At 58.9% G+C, this 22,645-nt stretch carries 17 protein-coding genes and 1 pseudogene; 4 read left to right on the top strand and 14 right to left on the bottom strand.

Annotated features, from left to right (window positions below; translation table 11 throughout):
• The first annotated feature begins 35 nt into the window (after nucleotides 1-35).
• Nucleotides 36-665 (top strand): DUF4136 domain-containing protein, encoded by a 630-nt coding sequence (locus RHM55_RS18150; RefSeq protein WP_322177671.1) that lies wholly within the window; start codon nucleotides 36-38, stop codon nucleotides 663-665.
• 19 nt (nucleotides 666-684) lie between these two features.
• Nucleotides 685-1,236, top strand: a complete 552-nt coding sequence (locus RHM55_RS18145; protein ID WP_322177670.1) for a DUF4136 domain-containing protein — start codon at nucleotides 685-687, stop codon at nucleotides 1,234-1,236.
• Between the two features lie 65 nt (nucleotides 1,237-1,301).
• Here RHM55_RS18145 and pbpC read toward each other — a convergent pair whose 3' ends face one another.
• Entirely contained in the window at nucleotides 1,302-3,602 is a 2,301-nt protein-coding gene (gene pbpC, locus RHM55_RS18140; RefSeq protein ID WP_322183012.1) for a peptidoglycan glycosyltransferase PbpC, read from the bottom strand.
• Nucleotides 3,603-3,727: 125 nt separating this feature from the next.
• On the opposite strand from pbpC, the gene RHM55_RS18135 reads away from it, so the two are divergent.
• A complete protein-coding gene (locus RHM55_RS18135) occupies nucleotides 3,728-4,021 on the top strand; it encodes a hypothetical protein (RefSeq protein ID WP_322177669.1) in 294 nt (97 codons plus the stop codon).
• A 34-nt stretch (nucleotides 4,022-4,055) separates the two neighbouring features.
• On the opposite strand, the gene RHM55_RS18130 is transcribed toward RHM55_RS18135, so the two are convergent.
• Nucleotides 4,056-8,969, bottom strand: coding sequence for an alpha-2-macroglobulin (locus RHM55_RS18130; RefSeq protein ID WP_322177668.1), 4,914 nt, complete (start codon nucleotides 8,967-8,969; stop codon nucleotides 4,056-4,058).
• Nucleotides 8,970-9,113: 144 nt separating this feature from the next.
• Here RHM55_RS18130 and RHM55_RS18125 point away from each other — a divergent pair, with 144 nt between their 5' ends.
• Complete coding sequence (locus RHM55_RS18125) at nucleotides 9,114-10,463, top strand: MATE family efflux transporter (protein ID WP_322177667.1); 1,350 nt, start codon at nucleotides 9,114-9,116, stop codon at nucleotides 10,461-10,463.
• Nucleotides 10,464-10,496: 33 nt separating this feature from the next.
• Here RHM55_RS18125 and RHM55_RS18120 read toward each other — a convergent pair whose 3' ends face one another.
• From RHM55_RS18120 to RHM55_RS18065, 12 genes and pseudogenes are all read right to left on the bottom strand, one after another.
• The gene (locus tag RHM55_RS18120) at nucleotides 10,497-11,303 is read right to left on the bottom strand and encodes a DUF4123 domain-containing protein (RefSeq protein ID WP_322177666.1); all 807 of its coding nucleotides are present in this window, start codon (nucleotides 11,301-11,303) and stop codon (nucleotides 10,497-10,499) included.
• Nucleotides 11,300-13,006, bottom strand: coding sequence for a type VI secretion system tip protein VgrG (gene vgrG, locus RHM55_RS18115; RefSeq protein WP_322177665.1), 1,707 nt, complete (start codon nucleotides 13,004-13,006; stop codon nucleotides 11,300-11,302). The genes RHM55_RS18120 and vgrG overlap by 4 nt, the downstream gene beginning before the upstream one ends.
• A gap of 183 nt (nucleotides 13,007-13,189) precedes the next feature.
• Nucleotides 13,190-15,103: an arginine decarboxylase gene (speA, locus tag RHM55_RS18110; protein ID WP_322177664.1), complete on the bottom strand. Its 1,914-nt coding sequence runs from the start codon at nucleotides 15,101-15,103 to the stop codon at nucleotides 13,190-13,192.
• Nucleotides 15,104-15,256: 153 nt separating this feature from the next.
• Nucleotides 15,257-15,628, bottom strand: a complete 372-nt coding sequence (locus tag RHM55_RS18105; RefSeq protein WP_322177663.1) for a translation initiation factor Sui1 — start codon at nucleotides 15,626-15,628, stop codon at nucleotides 15,257-15,259.
• 191 nt (nucleotides 15,629-15,819) lie between these two features.
• Entirely contained in the window at nucleotides 15,820-16,359 is a 540-nt protein-coding gene (locus tag RHM55_RS18100) for an NUDIX hydrolase (protein ID WP_322177662.1), read from the bottom strand.
• 3 nt (nucleotides 16,360-16,362) lie between these two features.
• Nucleotides 16,363-17,436: a DUF2333 family protein gene (locus tag RHM55_RS18095; RefSeq protein ID WP_322177661.1), complete on the bottom strand. Its 1,074-nt coding sequence runs from the start codon at nucleotides 17,434-17,436 to the stop codon at nucleotides 16,363-16,365.
• Nucleotides 17,437-18,631: 1,195 nt separating this feature from the next.
• Entirely contained in the window at nucleotides 18,632-19,123 is a 492-nt protein-coding gene (locus tag RHM55_RS18090) for a hypothetical protein (RefSeq protein ID WP_322177660.1), read from the bottom strand.
• On the bottom strand, nucleotides 19,120-19,623 hold the full coding sequence (locus tag RHM55_RS18085) for an Hcp family type VI secretion system effector (RefSeq protein ID WP_322177659.1): 504 nt from the start codon (nucleotides 19,621-19,623) through the stop codon (nucleotides 19,120-19,122). The genes RHM55_RS18090 and RHM55_RS18085 overlap by 4 nt, the downstream gene beginning before the upstream one ends.
• 59 nt (nucleotides 19,624-19,682) lie before the next feature.
• Complete coding sequence (locus RHM55_RS18080; RefSeq protein WP_322177658.1) at nucleotides 19,683-20,336, bottom strand: hypothetical protein; 654 nt, start codon at nucleotides 20,334-20,336, stop codon at nucleotides 19,683-19,685.
• Nucleotides 20,333-20,560: pseudogene (locus RHM55_RS18075) on the bottom strand (DUF2515 family protein); the annotation flags it as partial. The gene RHM55_RS18080 and the pseudogene RHM55_RS18075, both read right to left, overlap by 4 nt.
• 81 nt (nucleotides 20,561-20,641) lie before the next feature.
• Nucleotides 20,642-21,295, bottom strand: a complete 654-nt coding sequence (locus RHM55_RS18070; RefSeq protein WP_322177657.1) for a hypothetical protein — start codon at nucleotides 21,293-21,295, stop codon at nucleotides 20,642-20,644.
• Nucleotides 21,292-22,452 (bottom strand): DUF2515 family protein, encoded by a 1,161-nt coding sequence (locus tag RHM55_RS18065; RefSeq protein WP_322177656.1) that lies wholly within the window; start codon nucleotides 22,450-22,452, stop codon nucleotides 21,292-21,294. The genes RHM55_RS18070 and RHM55_RS18065 overlap by 4 nt, the downstream gene beginning before the upstream one ends.
• Nucleotides 22,453-22,645 lie beyond the last annotated feature (193 nt).

The following is a 22,645-nucleotide window of genomic DNA, read 5'->3' as shown; positions in this document are numbered from 1 at the left end:
AGTTCATCGCCAAGAGGCTCATTGCGGAGACCATCATGAAGTGCCGCCTCGCTTTAATCCTCCTCTGCCTGGGGCTTAGCGCCTGTCAGAGCAGCAATCCCTATGTCGCCAGCGCCAACCCTATACCGCCGGCACCGGCGCAAGCGGCCCATACGCTGGACCTGAGCGCCTACCCGGCGGCACCCCGGGATTATGGGCGTTATCGCAATTGGGCCTGGGTCAACGACAAGCTCCCGACGGGCTCAGCATGGGCGGATTCGGCGCAGCTGGCTGAAGCTATCGGCAATGGCCTGGATCAGCGCGGCTTACGCCCGGCGATGAACAATCAACCGGCAGACGTGCGCGTAAGCGCAGATGTGCGCCTGGAAACACGTCTGCGGCAATACCGTGAAGACGCCTACAATCCTTACTACGGCGGTGGGATGGGTTATAGCCATTACGACGGCTATCACGGCGGCGGTTATGGCGCGTATGCAACAGTCCCAATCGTGCGTACGTATCAAGAGCAAGTGATCGTGGTGCGCATCAGCCTGTTCGACGGAAAAAGCGGTCAGCCTGTATGGAGTGCGAGCGCCGAAACGGCCAGTGGCGGCGACCAGTCTGCCCGTGGCAAGGCCTTGCGTCAGGCGGTGCAACAAGCCCTGAAGGCGTACCCTCCCTCATAATCTTTACCGGAGAACCATCATGTTCCGCCGCCTGGCTGTACTGTCTCTCGCGTTGCTGCTCGGTGCCTGTGCAACCCCGGTCAACCGCGACTTCGATGCATCAAGGGACTTTGGCGCCTATCGAACCTGGGGCTGGAAAGAGCCAGGGGTTCAATACCGCCCCGATGATCCTCGGATAAAAAGCGACCTGACCGAACAACGCATTCGTCAGGCGGTGGCTGAGCAACTCGATCAACGCGGGCTGCGTATGGCGCAGGCGGGGGGCAAAGTTGATGTCCAGGTGCAAACCTACCTGATCGTCGAGAATCGTCAGCAGATGATCAACACCAACTATGGCGGTGGTCCATGGGGCAACGGCTGGGGCGGATGGGGAGGCATGAGCGAAACCCGTAGCGTCGACTACAAAGTCAGCACCCTGCAAATCGATTTGCTCGACGGCAAAGACGGCAAGTTGGTGTGGCGCGGCAGCACCGAACAGGTCGTGGACACCGACACGAACAACCCGGCGGCTCGCGATACAGCAATCCGGCAGACCGTGGCCAAGGTGCTGGCGCAGTATCCACCGCGCTGAGCAGATCCTTCAGATCGACCCTGTGAGGTCGCCACGACGATGCGGATCAAGGACAGGGGATCGACTCAATCCACGACACTGAATTCAACCCGTGCCGTGTGCCCGCCTTCATCGAGGACGCTGAGTTGATAGCGTCCCAACCGGCTCAGGGTCGGGTTGAAGCTGCCTTGGTCAGCCGTGTCGGCCATGGGCACACCATCAATAAACCACCAGCGCCGACCACTGCCACCCAACGCCGACAGGGTGAGACGCAGCGAGTTTTTACTGCCCGTCGGCAGGCGCAACTGATCCCCCTCTCGCACACCGACCACCGACAACGGTGCAGCCAGGCTTGAGGCTTGGGGTGGGCACTCGGGATCGCTCGGCGGCATCCGGGCGTCACGGCGCTCCAGGCGCGGCAGCCACGGTTCCAGCGGCGCAGGCCACAATGCTATGTCCCGAGGCTGTGCGTCGGGGCAATTGGCGGCGACCCGCAGGCCTTTGCCATTGACCCATACTTTCTCCAACAACCCCAGGCCGAGCGGTTGATCGGCGGCCTGCAAAGTCGGCGGCGTGGTGTTGTCCAGCGTCCAGGCGAAACGCTGACGTCGGCAGTTCGGATCGCTTTTACTCATGGGCTGGCCCAATGGCCAGCAGATCGCCGCGACACCCACGTTCATCGGCACCGGTTGCACGGGGGCGGTAATGCCGCGTTGACTGTCGCGGTTGATCAGCATGTCATGCACCTGGAGCATCAACGGTGCCGCCGACGCCAGGCCGAATTGCCCCGGTACCGGCGTGCCGTCCGGGCGACCGATCCAGATGCCGATCAGGAATCGGGGCCCCACTCCAATTGCCCACGCATCGCGAAAGCCATAACTGGTGCCGGTCTTCCAGGCCAGTACCGGGCGCTGGACCAAGTCGGCGTGGGGATCGATGTCCGGCCGAGCCTGACCGCTGAGAATACGCCGCACGATCCACGCTGAACCGGGCGACAGCATCCTTCGTTCGCGCAATGTATCTGGCGGTTGCAGGCGCAGGTTGGCGCTTTTCCCGCCGCGAGCAAAGGCGCTGTAACCACTGACCAGGTCTTCCAGACGACTGCCCGCGCCCCCCAGAATCAAGGCCAGATTCGGCTCGGCCAACGGCGGCAGGGTCAGCGGCACACCGCCGTTGCGCAACTCGGCGGCAAAGCGTTTCGGGCCGTACGCTTCGAGCAATTGCACCGCTGGCAGGTTCAGCGACATCGCCAACGCGCTGCTGGCTGAAACCGCGCCACTGAAACCCGAGGAAAAATTGCCCGGACGATAATCGCCATAACGGCGCGGCACATCTTGCAGCAATGATTCGGAATGAATCAGCCCGGCGTCCAGTGTCATGCCATACAGAAAGGGCTTGAGGGTCGAGCCCGGGGAGCGCAGCGCGCTGATCATGTCGACGTGGCCGAAGCGCCGGGCATCATTGATGTCAACCGAACCGAGGTAAGCGCGCACCGCCATGGTCTCTTCCTCGACCACCAGAATCGCCGCCGACGTGTGCTCCGGTAAGCGCGCACGCCAACCCAGCAGCAAGTCTTCGAGGCGACGCTGCAAGGTAGCGTCGATAGTGGTGCGAATCAGCGGCGGGCTGTCGGCGCGGTTCAAGCGCCGGGCGAGCAACGGCGCAAGGCTCGGTTCCTGACGCGGCGCCAGGAGCAGCGGTTCTTCCAGTGCCTCATCGACCGCTGATTGTGGCCAGACCTGAAACTCGGCCAGCCGCCTGAGCACTTTGTCACGCGCCGCCTGCGCTCGCCTGGGGTGGCGGTCAGGGCGCAAACGACTCGGCGCCTGAGGCAAGACCGCAAGCAACGCCGCATCGGCGCGGGTCAACTGCAAGGGTGACTTGCCCAAGTATGCCCAGCTGGCGGCCGCCACGCCCTGCAACGTCCCACCGAAAGGCGCCCGGTTAAGGTACAAGCCGAGAATCTGATCCTTGGACAAATGCCATTCCAGCTGTGCCGTGCGCCACAACTGGCGCAACTTGCCGGGCAGGGTTCGCGAATGCGGATCGAGCAGACGCGCCACTTGCATCGACAGCGTGCTGCCGCCCGACACCACTCGTGCGCCGCTGAGGTTCTGCCAGGTCGCCCGGAGCAACGCCAGCGGGTTCACCCCCGGATGTTGATAGAACCAGCGGTCCTCATACGTCAGTAAGGCATCGAGGTAATACGGCGACACCTGATCAGTCGTCACCGGGTAGCGCCACACGCCATTGGCATCGGCAAACCGCCACAGCGGCGTACCGTCCTCGGCCAGGACCACACGCGCCAGATCATCCTTGGGCAGCGGCAACGGCCAGAGATGGTCGGCCAGCCACAGCAAGGCGATCAGCAGCAACAGGCTGCCCATCGTCCAGCGCGCAAGTTTTCGGGGGTTCAAGCGCAAGAGCCTCTATTATCTCGGGAACTCGCAGAGCCGACCGATAGCCCAAGCGAACACAGGTGTTCTTTTATTAGCCTCATCAGGAATCAGACATGCAGGTAGAAAGCTTTTTCGAATGGCTCGGCCAGGCGCTGGGCGCCGTGATTCGATTTATCGTGAACGGATTGGATGGGCTATTCAATCTGCTGGCTCATGCCGGTGGCAATTTTGTCGAAGGCCTGTCCCGAACGCTGGGCATGGACACGTCGCTGATCAGCATCCTGGCGCTGATCATCGGCCTGATGCTGTTGTACTCCGCCATCCGCGCCTTCATGCGCGCCTCGATCGTGTTCGGCATCATTTATCTGATTCTGGGCCTGTGGTTGTTGAGCTGGATAATTCACTAGCAAACCCTGCCCTGCCGGATCGACGGTTACAGGCTCATTTCCCCTTCACCACCATCTGCGCCGGCGCGTCACCCAAGGCGTGCCAGTTAGGCCGGTACATGGATTCAACCTGCGGCGGCGGCACACGGTAGGTGCCCGGGGTCACCGCTCGCGCCAGGTACAGCAGGTGCGTGGTGTTGAAGGCATCCAGATTCAGCGCAGCCACATAACGGTCATCGCGGAACTCCTGATGCTTGAGCCCGGCGTTCTGCATCGACTCGCGCCACTCTTTGACCTCACTGCTGGCGTCTGCCAGGCTGGCCGCGCTTTGCGCCAGGTTCTGGTTCTCCAACTCCAGACCGGCCGGCAGCAAATCCACCACCAGTGCATCAGGCACCCGCTGCCTGGCCTTGACCTCGATATGGACCAGCACCAGCTCACCGCTTTTCAGCGCATCAAGGTTCAGCGCCTGCCCCTTCATACCCAAGTACTCGCGGCGAATACTCAGGTTTTCACCCCCCGGTAACGGCGGCTGCTGTGGATAGCCGGAAATAGTCAGCTGTTGATACAGGGTCGTGCTGCCTGTGTTTTGCAACGACAACGGCGACGCCAGGGTTGCGCCTTCAAGCTTGAGGCCCGGCTGATGGTTGCTCAGTTCACGCGTTTGATTGCCGCTGCTCAGTTGCGCGGCCCAGTTGGCTTCCGGCTTGCCGAGCACACCACGCCCGGCGAGGAACAGCGAGTTGCGTTCCTGAGTCGACAACCATTGCGTGGCCGCCAGTTGATCCGAGAGCTCAAACAGCCGCTCTTCGCGTTTGTCTGCCGCCAGGTTGTTCTCTTCGAGCAGCGCAAAAATCAGCGCCTGATCGCGTAGCGGACTGCCATAGTCGGCGAGCCAGTCATTGGGTTTGCGGGTGGCCGCAAGACCGCCGATCAGCGCCTGTTCGGCACGCGGTTTATCACCCATTTTTTCCAGCGCTATCGACAGCTGCACCAGCGGCAAACCAGAGCGCGCATCGGTGCGCCTGTCGAACAGGCTGCGCAACGCGCCCAACGGCGCCTGTTGGCTGCGCGCCAGCACCAAGCCTGCATAGGCCTGCACGGCAAAGCGGGTGTGTTCGGCATTTTCGCTGTAGTTGACGTCGACCAGGTTGCGTTCTTGCAGGTAACGCAACAGCCGTTCATTGGCCTTTTTCAAGGCCTCAGGTGGTACGGCAAATCCTTGTTCGCGGGCCCGCAGGAGGAAATCGGTGACATACGCGGTCAGCCAGTATTCCTCTTCGCCATCGGCGCCCCACAAACCGAAGCTGCCGTTGTAGCGTTGCATGCCCAGCAGCCGCTCGATCCCCAGCTCGATCTTGCGCTTGCGATCAGCATCCGGCTCGCCTTCGAGCCCCAAGCGTTTGAGGCTCGCGGCATCCGCATACAGTGACGGGTACAGGCCGCTGGCGGTCTGCTCCAGACAACCATAAGGGTAGGCTTTCAGTGCGCGAATCTGCTCGCCAAGGTTCAACGGCGGACGACTCGACACCGATAGCAATGCTTCGCGACCCGCCGGTTCAAAGGCTTCAAGCGCACCCTCGGGCAGGCTCCAGGCTTGATCCTTGAGCACCGCACGGTAGTGTTTGAGCAGCGCCGGATAGGCCGGGCGTATACCCAAGGTCCACTCTCGACTAAACGCCGGCAGGTTTTCCCCCGGCAAGTCCAGCCCTTGCACGACCACCTTGATTTTCCCTTGGCCAAAACCACCTTCGGCGCGTACCGGAATCTGTAGCGTGATGCGTTGGCCTTGAGCCAATTCAACGCTCTGACCGGCGCTGGCGTTGATCACGCTCAGTTGCCCTTCAGCACTGAGCTGGACAGTAAGTCTTTGTGCTTTGCCGGACAGGTTAGACAGGTCCAGTGCCAGTTGAGTCTGATCGCCTCCCGCAAGAAACCGTGGGGCTGAAAGTTCGGCAATCAGCGGTGCGGCGACCACGGTTTTAGCTTCAGCCATGCCGTAACGCTCGCCCGTCCAGGCCTGCGCCATGACCCGTAGTTCACCGTTGAAGTCGGGTATATCGACACTGATTTCGCCTTCGCCCTGCGCATTCAGGGTCACCGGCGCGCTTTGCAGCGCCACGATGGTCACGCTGGTTTCCGGACGCTTACCGCCCTTGGCCAACGCTGCATCGCCACCGAACGCCAGACTCGCCAAACGGCCCCGCCCGGCTTCGATCAGTTGCCCATAGATGTCCAGTTGATCAGCACCATACGCCTTGCGCCCGAACAGCTTGGCGAACGGGTCTGGCGTCGGGTATTCGGTGATATTAAGGATGCCCACGTCCACGGCCGACACCAGCACATGCACCTCTTTGGGCACGCTGCCGTCAGCGTTTTTTGCTTGCAGCTTGACGGTCAACGGTTGTTTGGGGCGCATTTTCTCGGGTGTCGAAACCGTCAGCGCCAGCTTGCGTTGTGAGCGATCCAGCGGCAGATGAAGCACGCCCACCGCACGTTTCGGTGTGATATTGGCTTTGCGTTCGCCCGGTCGAATCACCAGCGCGCTGATGTACAGATCATGCCGCGTCCATTGTTTATCCAGCGCAATATCGAAGCGCTTGCCTTCAGCCGGCACGTCGATTTCCTGCCACCACAACGGCCCGTCGCTGGACTCGACCAACAAGTAACCCTTGCCTGCCGCCGGAGGTGTGACGGTGACGTTGACCGTATCGCCATCGGCGTAAGCCGGTTTGTCCAGCGCCAATTTGACCTGATCCGGACGCACCGCGCCGCCTTCGGCATTGTCCTGCCAGCGGTAGCCGGCCCAGAAGCGCAGGCTGCTGATCATCCCGGTTGCCGGGTCTTCGACCTCGACGCGGTATGGGCCCCACTCCACCGGGAAGCTGATTTTGGCAGTGTCGCCTTGTTTGATGCTCAGGGTTTCTTCGTCAAGGTTCAGGAACTTCTCGTTGTAACGAGAGCTCCAGCCATCGCTCTCCGAGTAGTTCCAGTAGTAGTCGCGGCGCTCACGCACCAGCCGCACCTTGAGGTTATCGGCTGCCAGTTTGTGGCCTTCGCTGTCAGCCACCAACAACTCGAATTCTGCCGGACCGTTGCCATCGGTCTGATCACCGTCGAACAAGGCGCGCAGCCCCGGCAGCCGATCCGCTGGCCATACCGGTTGCACCAAACGCCGGGTAATCGGGCGTCCGCCAGACTCTTGCAGGCTGGCTTGCAGTATCAGTTGCAGAGGCGATTTGGCCTGCGCCCATTTGCTCTCCACCTCAAGGCTCAGCTCGCCATTGGCGTCGAGGGTGCTTTCTTCCAGATCGAGGTCCTGGCTCAGCTCCTCTTCGGTGATCGAGCCAAACTGGTAACCGGGCAAGGCTTTTACTGCATCACGCAACGGTCGGACATACAGCTGGCCCGTCAGGCGATTACCCGATGCTGGGGCGCCGTACAGGTAGCGGCCATTGATGTTGAAATCAGCGTTGTCGGCCGGGTTGAGCGCCGTGTCGCTGCCCTTGATTTCCAGCGCCAGACGCTCTGGCAGGAAATCCTCTACCTGGAATTCATACACCTGCGGTTTGCCGTCGCCGAGGTCGAAGACCAGTTGCCAGCGCCCGGTCGGCGCTTCACCCGCGAGTTGCAACTGATATTGATAGAGCGATGTCGCATCAGCTTCCCAGACGAACTTGCGGCTGACCTGTTCATCCGGTCGACGCACTTCGACGCTAATCGGTTGCGGCTTCACGTCCTTGCCGTCACTGTCACGCAGCAGGCCGTTGAGCAACACGGTTTCGCCGGGGCGATACAGATCGCGCGGGCCGAAGACGAAGAATTGCAGAGGGTGGGCTTTAGGTCCCGTGATATCGAATTCGGCCAGGTCCAGCGCCGCGCTGTTCAGGCGCAGCAGGCTGGTCTGTTCACCTTGATGCGCCAGCAGCACTTCGGCCTTGGCTGGCAATGGCAATTGGGCGTGTCCGGCGTTATCGGTCTTGCCCTGGCCGACCACGCGACCATCGGCGTCATACAGTTCAAGCTCGATACCGCTCAGGGCCTTGCCACCCTCCAGCGCTTGGGTGAACACGTCCAGTCGATTCTGATAACGGTGCACCGACAGACCAATGTCGCTCAGGGTGAACAAGGTCGCCGGCTGGGAATAGTTGTAAGTGCCCGAAGCACGCATGACCGCCAGATAGACGCCAGGCTGTTGCAACGGCTTGAGGCCGGCAATCGGCAGCAACAGGGTTTCCCGTGTATTGCGCGCCGGGTTCAGGTCGAAGCGGCCGCCATAGACCAGATCGGCCATGGGTAACAGGTCTTTGGATTCATAACCCTGCAAGGTGCTGCTACGGCCCCATTGGCTGAGAAACGCAGGCAGGGATTCGGGCTTGATGCGGAAGAATTCAACATCGACCTTGGCGACGTTCAACGCGATCACCGGCAGACCTTCGGCCAACCGGGTCGGCAACAGACTGCCACGGCTGGCGAAACCGACGGTGGCTTGCAGATCACTGGTTTCCAGACGACTGATGTATTCCGCTGCCAGCTTGGCCTTGTTCACCCCGAGCAGACCGGCATCCAGGGTCAGGACCAATTTGCGCTGAGGCTCAAGATGGCGCAGACGCAGCTCCATCAAATTGTCGGAGAGTTCCCAAGCGCCGTCGACCTTGCCGGTTTTGGTGTCCACCAGGTGCAGCTTTTCAGCGAATTTCTGCTCCGGGTCCAGCGGTACGGAAAAGCTCACGGACAGGGTGCTGGCACCCTCGACCTGGATTTCCGAGACATCGACCACTGTCAGCTCACGGCCCGCATAGCGTTGGCTCAGGGCAGAAAGATCCAGTGCCGGTTTGGGCTTGCTCGACTCAACGACCGCTGCGGCCGGATTGGGTGCGGAGGCCGGCGCAGCCTTGTGTGAAGTGGACGAATCGCAGGCGCTTAGCAGCGTCAGCACACAGGCCAGAAACAATCCTTTGTCAAGCATGGGTCACTCATCGGCAGCGGTAGAGAGAGGGTGAACTATAGAGCAACCGCGACCTAACGGGCAGCGCAGTGGGCAGATAGACCGCCGGATTGAGACTTTGTTCTCATGGGGATTGCTACACTGCGCACCTTCCAGGGAGCTTTCATGTCGACACTGCTGAACGATTGGCGCGACCGCCCTACCCATCGCCGGGTCTGGGCGCTGGCAGGACCGATGATTCTGTCCAATATTTCCGTGCCATTGGTGGCATTGGTCGACAGTGCGGTGATCGGCCATCTGCCGCATGCCCATCAACTGGGCGCAGTCGCAGTGGGGGCCAGCCTGTACACCTTCCTCGCCTGGGCCATGGGTTTTCTACGCATGGGCACCACGGGGTTTGCCGCGCAGGCTGCCGGGCGCAGCGATGGAGCAGCGCTGCGGAAAATCCTGTTGCAAGGGTTGCTGCTGGCCGTACTGCTGGCGCTGGTGCTCGGCCTCTTCGCCTTACCGTTCAGCCAACTGGCACTGGGCCTGATGCAGCCCTCGGCCGATCTCAAGCAACTGACCCTGGATTTTTTCCACACCCGCCTGTTTGGCCTGCCTGCTGCACTGGCCAGTTACGCGCTGGTCGGCTGGTTTCTCGGCACCCAGAACGCCCGTGCCCCGCTGGCAATTCTATTGACCACCAACCTGGTGAACATCGCCCTCAATCTGTGGTTTGTGATTGGCCTGGAGTGGGGCGTGGTCGGTTCAGCGCGGGCCTCGGTGCTGGCTGAATGGACCGGCGCCCTTCTCGGCCTGGCGCTGACCCAACAAGCATTACGTGCCTACCCCGGCAAGGTCGCGTGGGCGGCACTCGCCTTGTGGCAGAGCTGGCGGCCACTGTTGGCGGTCAACCGTGACATCTTCATTCGCAGTCTGGCGCTGCAATCGGTCTTTTTTCTGATCACGGTACAAGGTGCGCGATTGGGAGACGCCACGGTGGCCGCCAACGCGCTACTGCTTAACGGCCTGCTGCTCACCGCTCATGCACTGGACGGACTGGCCCACGCCGTGGAGGCCCTGTGCGGTCACGCCATTGGCGCCCATGACCGAGCCGCGTTGCGCCGTTCGCTGACGATTGCTGCCGGTTGGTCCCTGCTAGCCAGTGTCGCGTTCGCGGTAGTGTTCATGTTCGCAGGGCATCTGTTTATCCAGATGCAAACCGATATCCCGGCCGTGCGTGAGACCGCTTTTATCTACTTGCCTTATCTGGCTGCGCTGCCGCTGGTTGCGGTCTGGAGCTATCTGCTCGATGGCCTGTTCATCGGCGCGACCCGTGCGCGGGAGATGCGCAATGCCATGGTCCTCAGCGTGGTGCTCGTGGCGCCGCTGGCCTGGTTCGCCCAAGGCCTGGGCAATCATGGGCTGTGGCTGACGTTCATGGTGTTCATGCTGCTGCGCGGCGCGACGCTGGGCATACTTGCCTGGCGCCTGAACCGCAGCAATGGCTGGTTTGCCAACGCTGGACATTGACCCCTACTCATTGAGCTGACCGCGCGCGTAAAACTACGATCGTCCGCCCTCCCAATAATTACGCACGTTGTCGAAACGCACCTGCTGCCCCATGTCTGCCAGGTTCGAGGGCAACGAGGCCGTCGGAAACCTGGCCCTCAACCCGAGCCATTCATCAAGAATCTGTGGATCATTGAAGCCAAGGCGCAGGCCTTCCTGAAGATGGCGCAGGGTCTTGCGGTAGCTGTTGTCGGTCGCACGGCTCCAGAAATACGCATGGCGTTCCAGCAGGCACTGTTGCAGCTTTTTCTCTTGCTGGACGCTGAGTTGGGGTTCGGCCGTCAACGGCACAACGTCCAGCTTCGGATTGTTCAGGTACAGCCGGTCCTGATAGTCGTCGGCTTTGTCTGCCCAAGTGCCGCCGACCCAACTGATCGAGTCTATCGGCCCCAACCAGCGGCTCAACGCCTGCACGTCCATCGAGTCGAAAAAATAGGAGGCGGTCTGTGCGTTGTAATAAGTGATCAGGCTTTTGTAGTGATCGCTGAAACGAACAGTGAGCATGCGCCGCAAATGGGCCAACAATTCGTTCTTGGGCGCCGAGCAAAAAATAGTCAGACCTGGCCAGGCCGCCGTCTCACTCTCGCAGACAACGTTGAAGGGGTCATCGGGGCGCAGGGACACCAGCAGCGGGCCCTGTTTGCGGATCAGGTGCATCTCCGTGTCCGCAAACAGTTCGTAGCAGCGGGTGCGAGGGAAGCGCTTTTTAAGCTGACTGGCCAGGCCGGGCACGCTCGGCGTATCAAGCAATAGCCATTTATTGTCAGGCCTGTAAAACCCGTTGAAATCGGACTCTTTCATGGCGCTCCCTCCCCGTCGATTCGCGTCATCGCCCGACAGGCGCAAGGCGTCCTTTGGCAGTGGGCAAAACTTCCACCCGAAGGCAACTGACACAGCAGGACCAACGGATGACCGGCCTGCAACAGCTCCAGCAGTTCGTTGGCTCGCGCGTGCAGTTCGGCTTCATCGCGGAGCTTGTCCGCTGCAGACTGCGGCGCAGGGTCCGCGTTAAACATGATCTGCGCACTGCTCAGTTTCAAACCGTCATGCCTAAGGAGGACCGAGCTACTGCCAACGCTAAACAACAGTTCGCTGTCTTTTTCGAACGTCAGCGTGATCCCGCCAGACAATTCGATTTTTTGCCCTTCGCTGACAAACGTTCGCGGATCGAGGCGCATCCGCAGAACCTGCTCGTCCTGACGCGGTACCTCACTCGCGTCTGACCCGGCAAGGTCAGAAACAGACTCGGGATGGGCACTGTCTGCGCGGTCAAAGCCCTCCGCCCCCTGACGTTGCAAGTACGCGGTTACCTCTGGCTGATCGGGGTCGCCGTGGATAAAACTCACCATCACCTCCATGCCGACCCTCGGCTGGGCACTCTCATCATCGCCCTCGCCGACCAGCGCCGAAGACACCGGCACCCAACAGCTGGCGTATTGCGCGCCCTCGCCTTGAAGCCCCCAGTCGAACTGCACATTGATCCGGCCCATCGAGTCGCAGTACACCTGATCGAAAACAGGGCCCACCACCCGCGCGCGCTGCACACCCCGCATGGGCGGCCGAGCCGTTACGGGCGAAGGGCGGAAGCCAACCTCCCACGGCGTCGCCTGGAAATGATTGCTGTACGGCGAGTCGGAGCTGATGACGGCGGCCAACAGCTCATCGAGCTCCTGCGGCTGATAACCCCGGTGCTGAACCTCGGTCAGGAGCCAGAGATGATTCCACTCTTTTTGCGGATGCTCACTCAACGGCAATAGCAGTCCGGCCCCCAGATAAGGCGCCGTACTTTCGCCCTCGGCCTGCTCCAGAGCGCGGCGACTGTCCTGCCCACCGTCAGCGGTGCTGACGGAAAAGCGAGTAACAGCATGCTGTGCGGCAGCGACCTTGCGGGGCTTTATTTGCGCCGATTCCGTCTGGAAAGGACAGGTCGGCGCACGTCGAAAGCCACCCTGGCTATCCCCGAACACCAACATATGGCAGCGCCTTGAATGCTGAAAATGGTAATGAATGCCCTCTTCCTCACACAGGCGCTGAACGAATTGCAAATCCGACTCATGGTGCTGCGCGCAATACATGCGTTCACGGTAGGTGCCGCTGAGTTCAAAGCGGTGCGCATCGGCGCGAATGCCATGCTCCTTGAGCACCCTGGCAATGATTTGCGGGGCCGACAGGCCTTGAAAGATCCGCTGGTTAGAACGCCCGGCAAGGCACGCGAGCCGAGGACCAAGGCTTAAACGATAGTGGCCGAGATGCGGCCCTCGACGGCTTTGGTCGGCGCCATGGATCTGCCCGTTGATCCCGGTTTTAGTGTCCACAAAGCTCAACCATGCCGACCGGTACATCAGGCTTTGCAGGTTCAGATCAGAGGACTCACTGACCACTTCCAGCTCAAACGCAAAAGGCTGGTTGATCGCTTCCGTGCCGGTAAACGACAGCACGTTGAGCCTGTGGGACAGGTTCGGGATATCCAGGCGAAAAAAAGGCTCGGTGACTGGATCCAACATCGGCGGCTCCTCTACGTGGGTACGACCGGGGATTCTCGCCGAGAGAACCTTCCGAGTAGAGGGCTGGAACGCAGAACAGGAAAGAGCCTACAAAAAAAAACGACAAGGCAGACAGATAGCCAGACAAACGAACGGGCCACATTCAGGGCCCGTTCGTGTACAGCTCAGCCGCCGGCGATCCGATCAGGAAGACAAGTACGACGACCGCGTCAGACCCAGACGCAGCGCGTCCAGGTACTGAGTACGTTCGCGCGGACTGATCTTGGCGCTGGCAACCTTGTCGCGGTAATGCGTCATCAGCTCGTCCGGAGACAAGTGCACGTAGCGGAGCATGTCCTCGATGGTGTCGTGAGTTTCGATGCCCCCGTGGTACACGCTGCCGTCCGGTTTCTGATAGATGTTTACCGAGTCGGTGTCACCGAACAAGTTGTGCATGTCACCGAGAATTTCCTGATAGGCGCCCACCAGGAAAATCCCCAGCAGATAATCTTCGCCTTCATTGAGGGCATGAACCGGCAAGCTGGTCTCGATGCTCTGCTCGTCGACGTACTGCTTGATCTTGCCGTCGGAGTCGCAGGTCAAATCCTGCAGGACCGCACGGCGATTCGGCTCTTCGTCGAGACGGTGCAGCGGCAAGATCGGCAGTACCTGGCCAATTGCCCAAGTGTCCGGCAGGCTCTGGAACACCGAGAAATTGCAGATGTACTTGTCGGCGAGCTTGTCATTGAGTTCGTCCAGCACCTGACGGTGCGAACGCTGGCGCGCCTTCAACGAGTTGTGCAGACGGCGGCAGACCGCGAAGTAGCACTGCTCGGCCAAGGCTTTCTGCGCCAGCGTGATCTTGCCATCCGCGTACTGCGTGGCAATGTCACTCATGTAGTGCGTGGCACGCCAGTAGGTTTCGGTGACCATCTCGATGTCGGTCGGCCCGAGCAGGTCTACCAGCCATTGCACGGTCTCCGGCAGGCTTTCCTTGTCAGCGATCTTCGGGATTTCGTCGTTGTGCCTTTCGACGTCAGTCACCTGCACCACCAACATCGCGTGATGCGCCGTCAGCGAGCGGCCGCTTTCGGAGAAAATGTTCGGATGCGGCAACTCCTGCTCGTCGCAGAAGTCCTTGAGCATGCCGACCACGACACCGGCGTAATCGTCCATGTCGTAGTTGATCGAGCTGGCATTGCGCGAGTGAGTACCGTCGTAGTCCACGCCCAAGCCACCGCCCACGTCGATATGGTCGACCGGCAAGCCCAGATTGCGCAGTTCGCCGTAGTAGCGGATCGCCTCTTTGAACCCGTGTTGGTAGTCAGCCAGGTTGGCGATCTGCGACCCCATGTGGAAGTGCAACAGGCGCACGCCCTGATCAAGGCCCGCCGCGCGGAAACGCTCGACCACGGACAACAGCTGCGCTGCAGACAAACCAAACTTGGATTTCTCACCGCCGGTATCAGCCCATTTGCTTGATGCCAGCGAAGACAGGCGCACACGCAGGCCAATCTGTGGCGCGACCTTGAGATCGGCAGCCTCGTCGATGACCAGCGCCACTTCGGATTCTTTTTCGATCACGATGAAGACGTTGTGACCCAGCTTTTGCCCCATCAATGCCAGACGGATGAACTCGCGGTCCTTGTAGCCGTTGCAAACGATGGTCCCGCCTTTGGGCGCCAAGGCCAGCACGGCCATCAACTCCGGTTTGGAACCCGCTTCCAGGCCGATGGAGACGTCCTGCGTGGCGATGATGCTTTCCACCACGGCTTCTTGCTGGTTGACCTTGATCGGGTACAGCGCAGTGTATTTGCTCTGGTAGCCCAGACGCTCGATGTTGGCGTCGAACGCACCAGTCAACTGACGAACGCGGTCTTGCAGGATGTCGGGGAAGCGCACCAGCAGCGGCAGGGAGAGACCACTTTTGCGCAGCTCGTCGACCTGTTCATACAGATCGATAGGCGCACTGCTCGGACCGTTGGGGCGAACTTCAACGCGGCCGGCGTCGTTGATTGCAAAATAACCGGCTCCCCAATGACGAATCCCATAAACACTGCGGCTGTCCGCAACTGTCCATTGGCTGCCATCGTCTTTGCGTGTGCGTCGTACGGACATCGAAGTCCCCTATAAAGAAGTCAAATAGCGTCAGCCGCAACAGGGCTGGCGCAGTGTAAAGAATGGAAGTGACGATTTGGCACTGTGTCGACAGGCGCCCGTCTGCGTTGAGAAGTAGACCCGGATCAAGGCACAGAGTTTAGACGTGGAGGCTTAACCGCCGGACTTCTTTGCTTTGAACCCAAGTTTCACCAGCTCCGCCAACAGCAGTTCGACATGATCGCCCTGAATCTCGATCACCCCGTCCTTGAGCGCACCGCCAGTTCCGCAACGCCGTTTGAGCGCAGTCGCCAGCTCTTTGAGCGGGTCTTCGGCCAACGGCACCCCCGTGACAGTGGTCACCGTTTTACCGCCACGACCTTTGCTTTCGCGGCGCACACGGGCGATGCCATCTCCATCGGGGATAACGGTTTGTTTGCAGACACAGGTATCCACGGGCTGACGACAGTCGGGGCAATGCCGTCCTGCGTCGGTGGAAAATACCAGACCGCCCAAGGCGGCGAAGGATGCGGCTTTTTTGGCCACCAGCAATCCTCTTGTTTGAGGACAAAGATGGGCCGGCTCCGGCGTAGCGGGTAACCGACCGCGAAGCCCCACTCAGGCAGGGGCAGCGCTACTGGGCCAATAATGGCTCAGCTTGAAAAGGTCGCGCAGTGTAACGGCAAAAAGTGCAGATGCTAAGGGCAAATATGCGCCAATTTCTTGAACATTTGCGCCTAAGACTCCGTCTGCCCCAAATAACGCTTCAGTGCCGCCAGGGAGTCCGGGCAGTAAGGCTTGTGCAGCGTTTCACTCAAGGCCTCGGCCACCGGAATGAAGCGTGCTTCCAGCACCTCTTCAGGCTGCAACGTCAGCGGCCCGTCCCAGACAGCGCTGAACACCGCGCACCACAGGCGATTGCCCGGTTGATCGAAGAAGAAATGTTCATGCGCGCTCAGCGATACACCACTGACGCCCAACTCTTCCTCGAGTTCGCGGGCCGCTGATTCGGCGTACGTTTCTTCGGCCAGCACCATGCCACCAGCGGCCACGTCCCAATAACCCGGATAAATAGCCTTGCTCAAGGTGCGCCGATGCACGCACAAGTCACCGGCAGAGTTGAACAGCAATATATAGGTGCCACGTCCAATCAGACCGCGCTCGCGTAGCTGAGCCCGCTCAATAGAACCCAGCTGTTTGTCCTGCTCATCGACCCAGGCAATCTGTTCGGCGTCGGAGGCGGCGCGGTGCGCGGCCTCCTGAGAGGAGAACGGCATCGATCAACCCTGCGAAAGCAGTTGGCGCAAGTCGATCACCGCAGCGTTGGCCCGGGAAATGTAGTTGGCCATGACCAGCGAGTGGTTAGCCAGCACGCCGAAGCCGCTGCCATTGAGAATCATTGGGCTCCAGACCGGTGCCTGCGAAGCTTCCAGCTCACGAATGATCTGGCGCACGCTGACCGTGGCGTTCTTTTTCGCCAACACATCGGCAAAGTCTACTTCGATAGCGCGCAGCAGGTGCGACAACGCCCACGCCTGACCCCGGGCTTCGTAGAACACGTCGTCAATCTGCAGCCACGGTGTCTCCACGATCTCTTCATCGACCTTCGGTACTTGGCCTGGGAGAACAGACTCGGTTTTCAAGCTGCTGTTTAGCTTCACCCGGCCGACGCTGGCCGACAGCCGCTGCGACAGCGAACCAAGACGGGTGGCGACGTCACCCAACCAGTTATTCAAGTTATCGGCGCGGGCATAAAATAGTGCACTTTTTTGGCTAGGATCGGACAAGCGCGCTTGATAGCGGCTCAACGAATTGATCCCCTCCCGGTACTCGGACTCACTCGACGGCAAGACCCAGCTTTTATTGTCGAAGTTGAAACGCGGCTCAGCTTTGGCCAAGTCGGCGTCTTCTGCCGATTGCGATTGCGAGCGGGCAAAGTCCTTACGCAAAGCACGGCTCAGGTCACGCACCTGCACCAGTACGCCATATTCCCAATGCGAGATGTTGTCCAGCCACACGCCCGGCGGGAAGCGGTCGTTGGAAATATAACCACCGCGCTTATCGAGCAGCGTCGATGCCACGGTCTTGAGCGTTTCGACCGTGGTGTAGCCGATGACCATCTGCTTGCCCTGGCTCTCAGCGGCCAACTGCGCGTTTTGCTGAACCGGAAACAGCGCCGGTTCCTGGCTCCAGTACCAGCCAATCACTAGCGTGACCAGCAAATACAAGCCGACCAGAACACCTAGAGCACGGCTAAAAAAAACACCACCCCAATAGCTTCGGGGGCGGGTTCCAACCGCTGAGTCATCGACACGGTCCTGTGCGCGGCCCGCGCGGTTCTTCCAGTCCAGCATGGCTATATCCTTTCAATCACGAAATTCAATGGTTCGACCACAACCTTACAGCAAGGTGCCTTGGGTGTGGGAGGGAGGTTGCGTGGAAATGGTTTGAGGGGGGTAGCCGGGGGCATTCGCTTCGTAGTCTAAAGGCTCGACAAGCTATTGTTCGCGATCCGATGCGGTTCCTTATAATAATCAATAAGTTTTTGTTGCTTGCCACCCAACGCGTTATGCCCCCACTTGCGTACGGGTTAACGAATTTCATTTGGAGCGTGAGTGATTTTTTTCCAAAAAAAGTGATTAAAGCGAAACCTTGCTCTTCGACGTCGTTGTAATAACCAACATTCAATATCACTACCGGAATCAAAATCCCGCAAAACCCTATCGAGCGCTGCACCGTAACATCTCCTGTTGACTCTGAAGGTTGGTTTCAATCCCTAGTCGATATTTACAATAATCAATAATCTGGCGCCTTTCAGAATCACTCAAGTACTGAAACCTTGGATAATCTCCAGATTTGGCAAATAGGTTAGTAAATTCAACTTTAAAGGTTGGCGACTTTTTAATAAAAAAATGCCATTGCACCGGACCATGCATTCCCGCAGACTTATAATACCCCACGGTTAGACAGAGGAGCATTGCCAGTGACGTAGTTATTGCAATCAGTTTCATAGGACAGAGGGCTCGCTCAGTCCAGTCGAACGTCTTAATTTTGCCACCAGCTCCATACCCGTATTACCAAGGAATACTTGTCATCTCCTCTCCGACTCGGATACTCCCGGCGGTTTTTAGGTGATGCGGTGTTAATTTTTTTATGCATTATATTGAGCATACTTATATTGCTTATTTCAAAATAGGTAATCCATTATTTAAATGGTCAGATTTGGCTATACCCTTCCAACTGCCTATATACAATTGTCCGCCTTCACGATTACTACTGCTCTTGTTACCATTGTAACTCCATGACTGTCGGCCTACTTGGGCTTGTCTTGAACAAGAGAAATACTCGAGCGACCAGTGACAGGGGCCTTAGTCGGCTGCCACCTAAGATCCATTCGTATGGAGATACAGGGCAGCCGCAAAGCGTCCTACCGCCCTTCCTCAGAATTTCAAACCCGCTTTAGATGACAATCATAATATTTCGGCGTCAATTCTCCTATCAATAGCAATTAATTGACCTACGGCACGCCGAAAGACATACATTCGCTAGTTAGTTAGGCACCACGTGCAGGGAAATCTTTGCGCCCTCTGGCGGCGCGGGTATATGGGCTATTCCAATAACGTCGGTTCGTCGCTTACTCGTCTCACCTTCAACGGTGGCGATATAGCCCCGATTAATAAGCGGCTCCCCCGTTTGGCTATCGGTGACGCGAAATATCCGGCGATGATGCTTTTCCTGGGGCGGAGGGGCATCCATCAACTCCATCACCCGATGATCAAACAACTTCGCACCCACTGATTCGTCAATTTGCCCGCCATCAAAGTAATATGCCTCGTCCCTCACCAACAACCATTCGCCACTCTCGACCCGTTTCACCACCTCGCTGTCAAACGGGAGCATCAGAACGTTACGAAGCGGCTCCATCCCATCGATATCGGCACCACGTTCAAGATACTGCTTGACGATATCCAGCGCTTCGTCAACTGGATAGGTATGTTTCACCTCCGACAATGACGGGTACAACGCGCTGATTAACTTCACTGCTGACACCCTGCTTGCCATTCGTCATAGCCACTGGTTTTGCCGATTTCGTGTCGACAAACAATGGACTGATAGGCAAAGTGCACCGTTTCCAATTGAGTGAAATGGGCAGTACTTAAGTTCTGACAATGGGGCATGGTCACATTGAAGGCGACGATGACCGCGCCTTTCAATTCAATAGTGTAAAAGTGTTCCTGGACACCGTTGCCAGCGGGGCGATACAAGTCTAATCGGCACGTTTTGATCGCTTCACCGTTGGCGGCTGCATTAAAGAGCAAAGGCGAGGACTTATCGACCGCCTTGGTGATGATCAGCGGCTTGTGCATACGACGACCGGTTACTCCGCCAGGAATAACGACTCCGTGGTCGTATGCCTGCACCAGAATCTGATCTTCATGGCCCAACTGCCATGCGTTACCAACCGAGTCCTTGCCGAGCGCACCGGCAGTGATAAGGCCTTGCTGGGTTCCGTGAATGGTCATGTAGGCGGGACTTGGCATTCGGATGCTCCATTTTTTTTCGAGAAAAAGTATTCGGGTGACTGCCGTGGGGCGAGTACTCAGCGTGCAAGCACGGGGGGCTCCGTATGGGTGGGCAGCCACGGTTTGCCGAGATTGAGGGTGATCATGTAGCGCTCTTCGTCGGGGCGTTTGTAGTCTTTGAAGCGATGCACCCGCAGCAGAACCTGGTATTTGTCACCGGCCTGCCAATAGGTCGTCCCGCCCTTGTTCACGTCACGCAATTGGGCTCGCCATTCGGGGGTATCCGCGAAAGGAGGGGCGCTCCTCTGTCTGATGGGGATCCAGCCGCTCTGGCGCCATTGATCCTGTAATTCCAGAACAACCTTAAGGGCGTCATCGAGCAGCAGCGGTTCGATTTGCGGGGACATGCGGATACCGTCAATTCGCTCGTTTTCAAATCCAATGGTGAAGAAGCGAGCCAGCGGCGTGACGAACCCGTACTGCGGGTCACTGACCCGCAATCGCGCATCGGACTTGGGCATGCCAAACCAAACCTCTCCAGGTATCGCCGGACTAATGGCCGCACTTGAACGCTTGCGCATGTCTTCCCAGGGTTCACCGATCACTAACGCGAGTTCCGGTTCATCCGCTAGCGCCTGAAAACCCCAGCGCAACAGCGCAACAGCAAAAAGGGCGAGCAGGACAATGCCCAGTCGCCGACGCCGGCCACCGACGCGTGATTGCAGTTTCATCGCACGCCCTCGCCAGCGGCGATCTCGTTGATCGACTGCTCCAGGGCACTGCGGTTGTCGTCGTGCAGCATCTCGTCGAAGCGCGCCGCCGCTCTGAGCACGAAGGCCATCCGCTGCTCAACGTCCGACAGGTCCGCCAACGGGTTGCTGCCGAAGCCGATAGTGCGGCCATCCTCGCCCCCCTGACATTGGCTGGCGAGGGTCAGCTCGATGGCTTGCAGGATTTCCAGAGCAGGTGTTGGCATTCGGATGCTCCATTATTGTTGCGAGAAAAAGTATTCGGGTGACTGGCGTGGGGCGAGTACTCAGCGTGCAAGCACGGGTGGCTCCGTATGGGTGGGTAGCCACGGTTTAGCTAGATCAAGGGTGATCAGGTAGCGCTCTTCGCTGGGGCGCTTTTTATCTTTGAAGCGATTCATCAACAACATGACCTGATATTTGTCGCCAGCCTGCCAATAGGTTGTTCCGCCCTTGTTCACGTCCCGCAATTGGGCGCGCCATTCGGGCGTATCGGCGAAGGGTGGATCGTCTTTCGGCCAGATGACGACCCAGCCGCTCTGGCGCCATTGATCCTGTAAGTCCAGCACGACCTTAAGGGCGTCATCGAGCAGCAGCGGTTCGATTTGGGGGGACATGCGAATGCCATCAATTCGCTCGTTTTCAAATCCAATAGTGAAGAAGCGAGCCAGCGGCGTGACGAACCCGTACTGCGGGTCGCTGAACCGCAATCGCGCATCGGACTTGGGCATGCCAAACCAAACCTCTCCAGGTATCGCCGGACTAATGGCCGCACTTGAACGCTTGCGCATGTCTTCCCAGGGTTCACCGATCACTAACGCGAGTTCCGGTTCATCCGCTAGCGCCTGAAAACCCCAGCGCAACAGCGCAACAGCAAAAAGGGCGAGCAGGACAATGCCCAGTCGCCGACGCCGGCCACCGACGCGTGATTGCAAGCTCATCGCACGCCCTCACCCGCAGCGATGTCCTTGATCGACTGTTCCAGCGCACCACGATTGTTGTCATTCAGCATCTCGTCGAAGCGCGCCGCCGCTCTGAGCACGAAGACCATCCGCTGTTCAACGTCAGACAGGTCCGCCAACGGGTTGCTGCCGAAGCCGATAGTGCGGCCATCCTCGACCCCCTGACATTGGCTGGCGAGAGTCAACTCGATAGCTTGGGCAACGCCAGAGGGGAAGCCGGTGACATAGGACGCGTGGTTACCGCGCAACAGAGCGATCAGTTGCCGATCCTCGTAGATTGATGGTTGCAGGATGTTCCGCTGCTCGTGAGCGGCAAATCGTTTCACGCTCTCGGCAATATCCCCAGCCTCTATTGCCTCAAAGGCTCGTAGAATTTCAGAATAAGACTTCCCAAAACGGAGTATTTCCTGCCCTACCGGCCACAGCACCGGGAATTTGGGATGACCATAAATGCTCGCGCGTGTTTTCAGGCACGTCTTCAATTCCGCGAACCCGCGTTTTTTATAAAACGCATGCAACGGAAAGATATCGAGGAACAACGTGGTGTTGCCCAGTGCCATCATTTCGTAGACGTGCTGGAACTGCTGCTGCATCAGGGATAACGATTCTCCCTCGAGGCGAATATCGGGGGATGGGACAGGGTTGCTGTCCTTCGCTTGCTGGTAATCGCGCAGCGTTTGCTTATCCATATCGCTGATGGTGTACACGCCCGGAATGCCAGAACTTGAGACCGAACTACCGGCCAGCAATCTCTGCCCTGCGTCGTACTCCGCCTGGACGCCGTCGACAGAGCCCGCCGCATGCAACAACCCGCAACCGACTTGCTTGGAAGCAAAGGCCGCCAGTCCGGCCCACTGGAAGCGCGGCTCGTGCAGCCACAGTCTGGCGTAGGCGGCGTTGATGGCGCGGTTTCGTTCGATGGGGTCGGCAATCAGGATGCCGCCGGGGGCCACAACCTCTTCGGCCTCCCGCTGAAAAACGCGCCAGACACCCTCACAGGTCAGAACCGGCACCTCAGTGACCCTGGTTTTGCATCCGTACAGTTCGACGACGTGACTCGCGCACTCAGCGATGGGCTTGGTGTTTTGATTCAAGACCTGTTTGTCGCATTCGTGATCTTTAAAGCACTGAGTCATTGAGGTGGCCCCTGATTGGATGTCGAAACCCTATCAGGCGCAGGCTTGCCCGAAGCCTTGAGCTAAAAATTCAGAATGTTCTTACAGCGATAGCTCACAAATCATTCAGAGCACCGAGCCAAAAAATCAGAACTTTCTTACCTATCTATCCCGGTGTTTTCGCCACCCTGTTGCGTCCGATTCTCAGCCGTTC

It is taken from the genome of Pseudomonas sp. MH9.2 (assembly GCF_034353875.1).
Lineage (GTDB): Bacteria > Pseudomonadota > Gammaproteobacteria > Pseudomonadales > Pseudomonadaceae > Aquipseudomonas.
The sequence above is the reverse complement of the archived record's forward strand: the minus strand, read 5'-3'. Positions and strand labels throughout refer to the sequence as shown.

Bases quoted from the DNA above. Each gene is read 5' to 3' on its own strand.
- pbpC (WP_322183012.1), bottom strand. From the start codon at position 3,602: ATGGGCAGCCTGTTGCTGCTGATCGCCTTGCTGTGGCTGGCCGACCAT.
- RHM55_RS18085 (WP_322177659.1), bottom strand. From the start codon at position 19,623: ATGCCAAGTCCCGCCTACATGACCATTCACGGAACCCAGCAAGGCCTT.
- RHM55_RS18070 (WP_322177657.1), bottom strand. From the start codon at position 21,295: ATGAGCTTGCAATCACGCGTCGGTGGCCGGCGTCGGCGACTGGGCATT.
- RHM55_RS18145 (WP_322177670.1), top strand. From the start codon at position 685: ATGTTCCGCCGCCTGGCTGTACTGTCTCTCGCGTTGCTGCTCGGTGCC.
- RHM55_RS18095 (WP_322177661.1), bottom strand. From the start codon at position 17,436: ATGCTGGACTGGAAGAACCGCGCGGGCCGCGCACAGGACCGTGTCGAT.
- RHM55_RS18100 (WP_322177662.1), bottom strand. From the start codon at position 16,359: ATGCCGTTCTCCTCTCAGGAGGCCGCGCACCGCGCCGCCTCCGACGCC.
- RHM55_RS18125 (WP_322177667.1), top strand. From the start codon at position 9,114: ATGTCGACACTGCTGAACGATTGGCGCGACCGCCCTACCCATCGCCGG.
- vgrG (WP_322177665.1), bottom strand. From the start codon at position 13,006: ATGTTGGATCCAGTCACCGAGCCTTTTTTTCGCCTGGATATCCCGAAC.
- RHM55_RS18065 (WP_322177656.1), bottom strand. From the start codon at position 22,452: ATGACTCAGTGCTTTAAAGATCACGAATGCGACAAACAGGTCTTGAAT.
- RHM55_RS18150 (WP_322177671.1), top strand. From the start codon at position 36: ATGAAGTGCCGCCTCGCTTTAATCCTCCTCTGCCTGGGGCTTAGCGCC.
- RHM55_RS18130 (WP_322177668.1), bottom strand. From the start codon at position 8,969: ATGCTTGACAAAGGATTGTTTCTGGCCTGTGTGCTGACGCTGCTAAGC.
- RHM55_RS18120 (WP_322177666.1), bottom strand. From the start codon at position 11,303: ATGAAAGAGTCCGATTTCAACGGGTTTTACAGGCCTGACAATAAATGG.
- RHM55_RS18135 (WP_322177669.1), top strand. From the start codon at position 3,728: ATGCAGGTAGAAAGCTTTTTCGAATGGCTCGGCCAGGCGCTGGGCGCC.
- RHM55_RS18080 (WP_322177658.1), bottom strand. From the start codon at position 20,336: ATGAAACTGCAATCACGCGTCGGTGGCCGGCGTCGGCGACTGGGCATT.
- speA (WP_322177664.1), bottom strand. From the start codon at position 15,103: ATGTCCGTACGACGCACACGCAAAGACGATGGCAGCCAATGGACAGTT.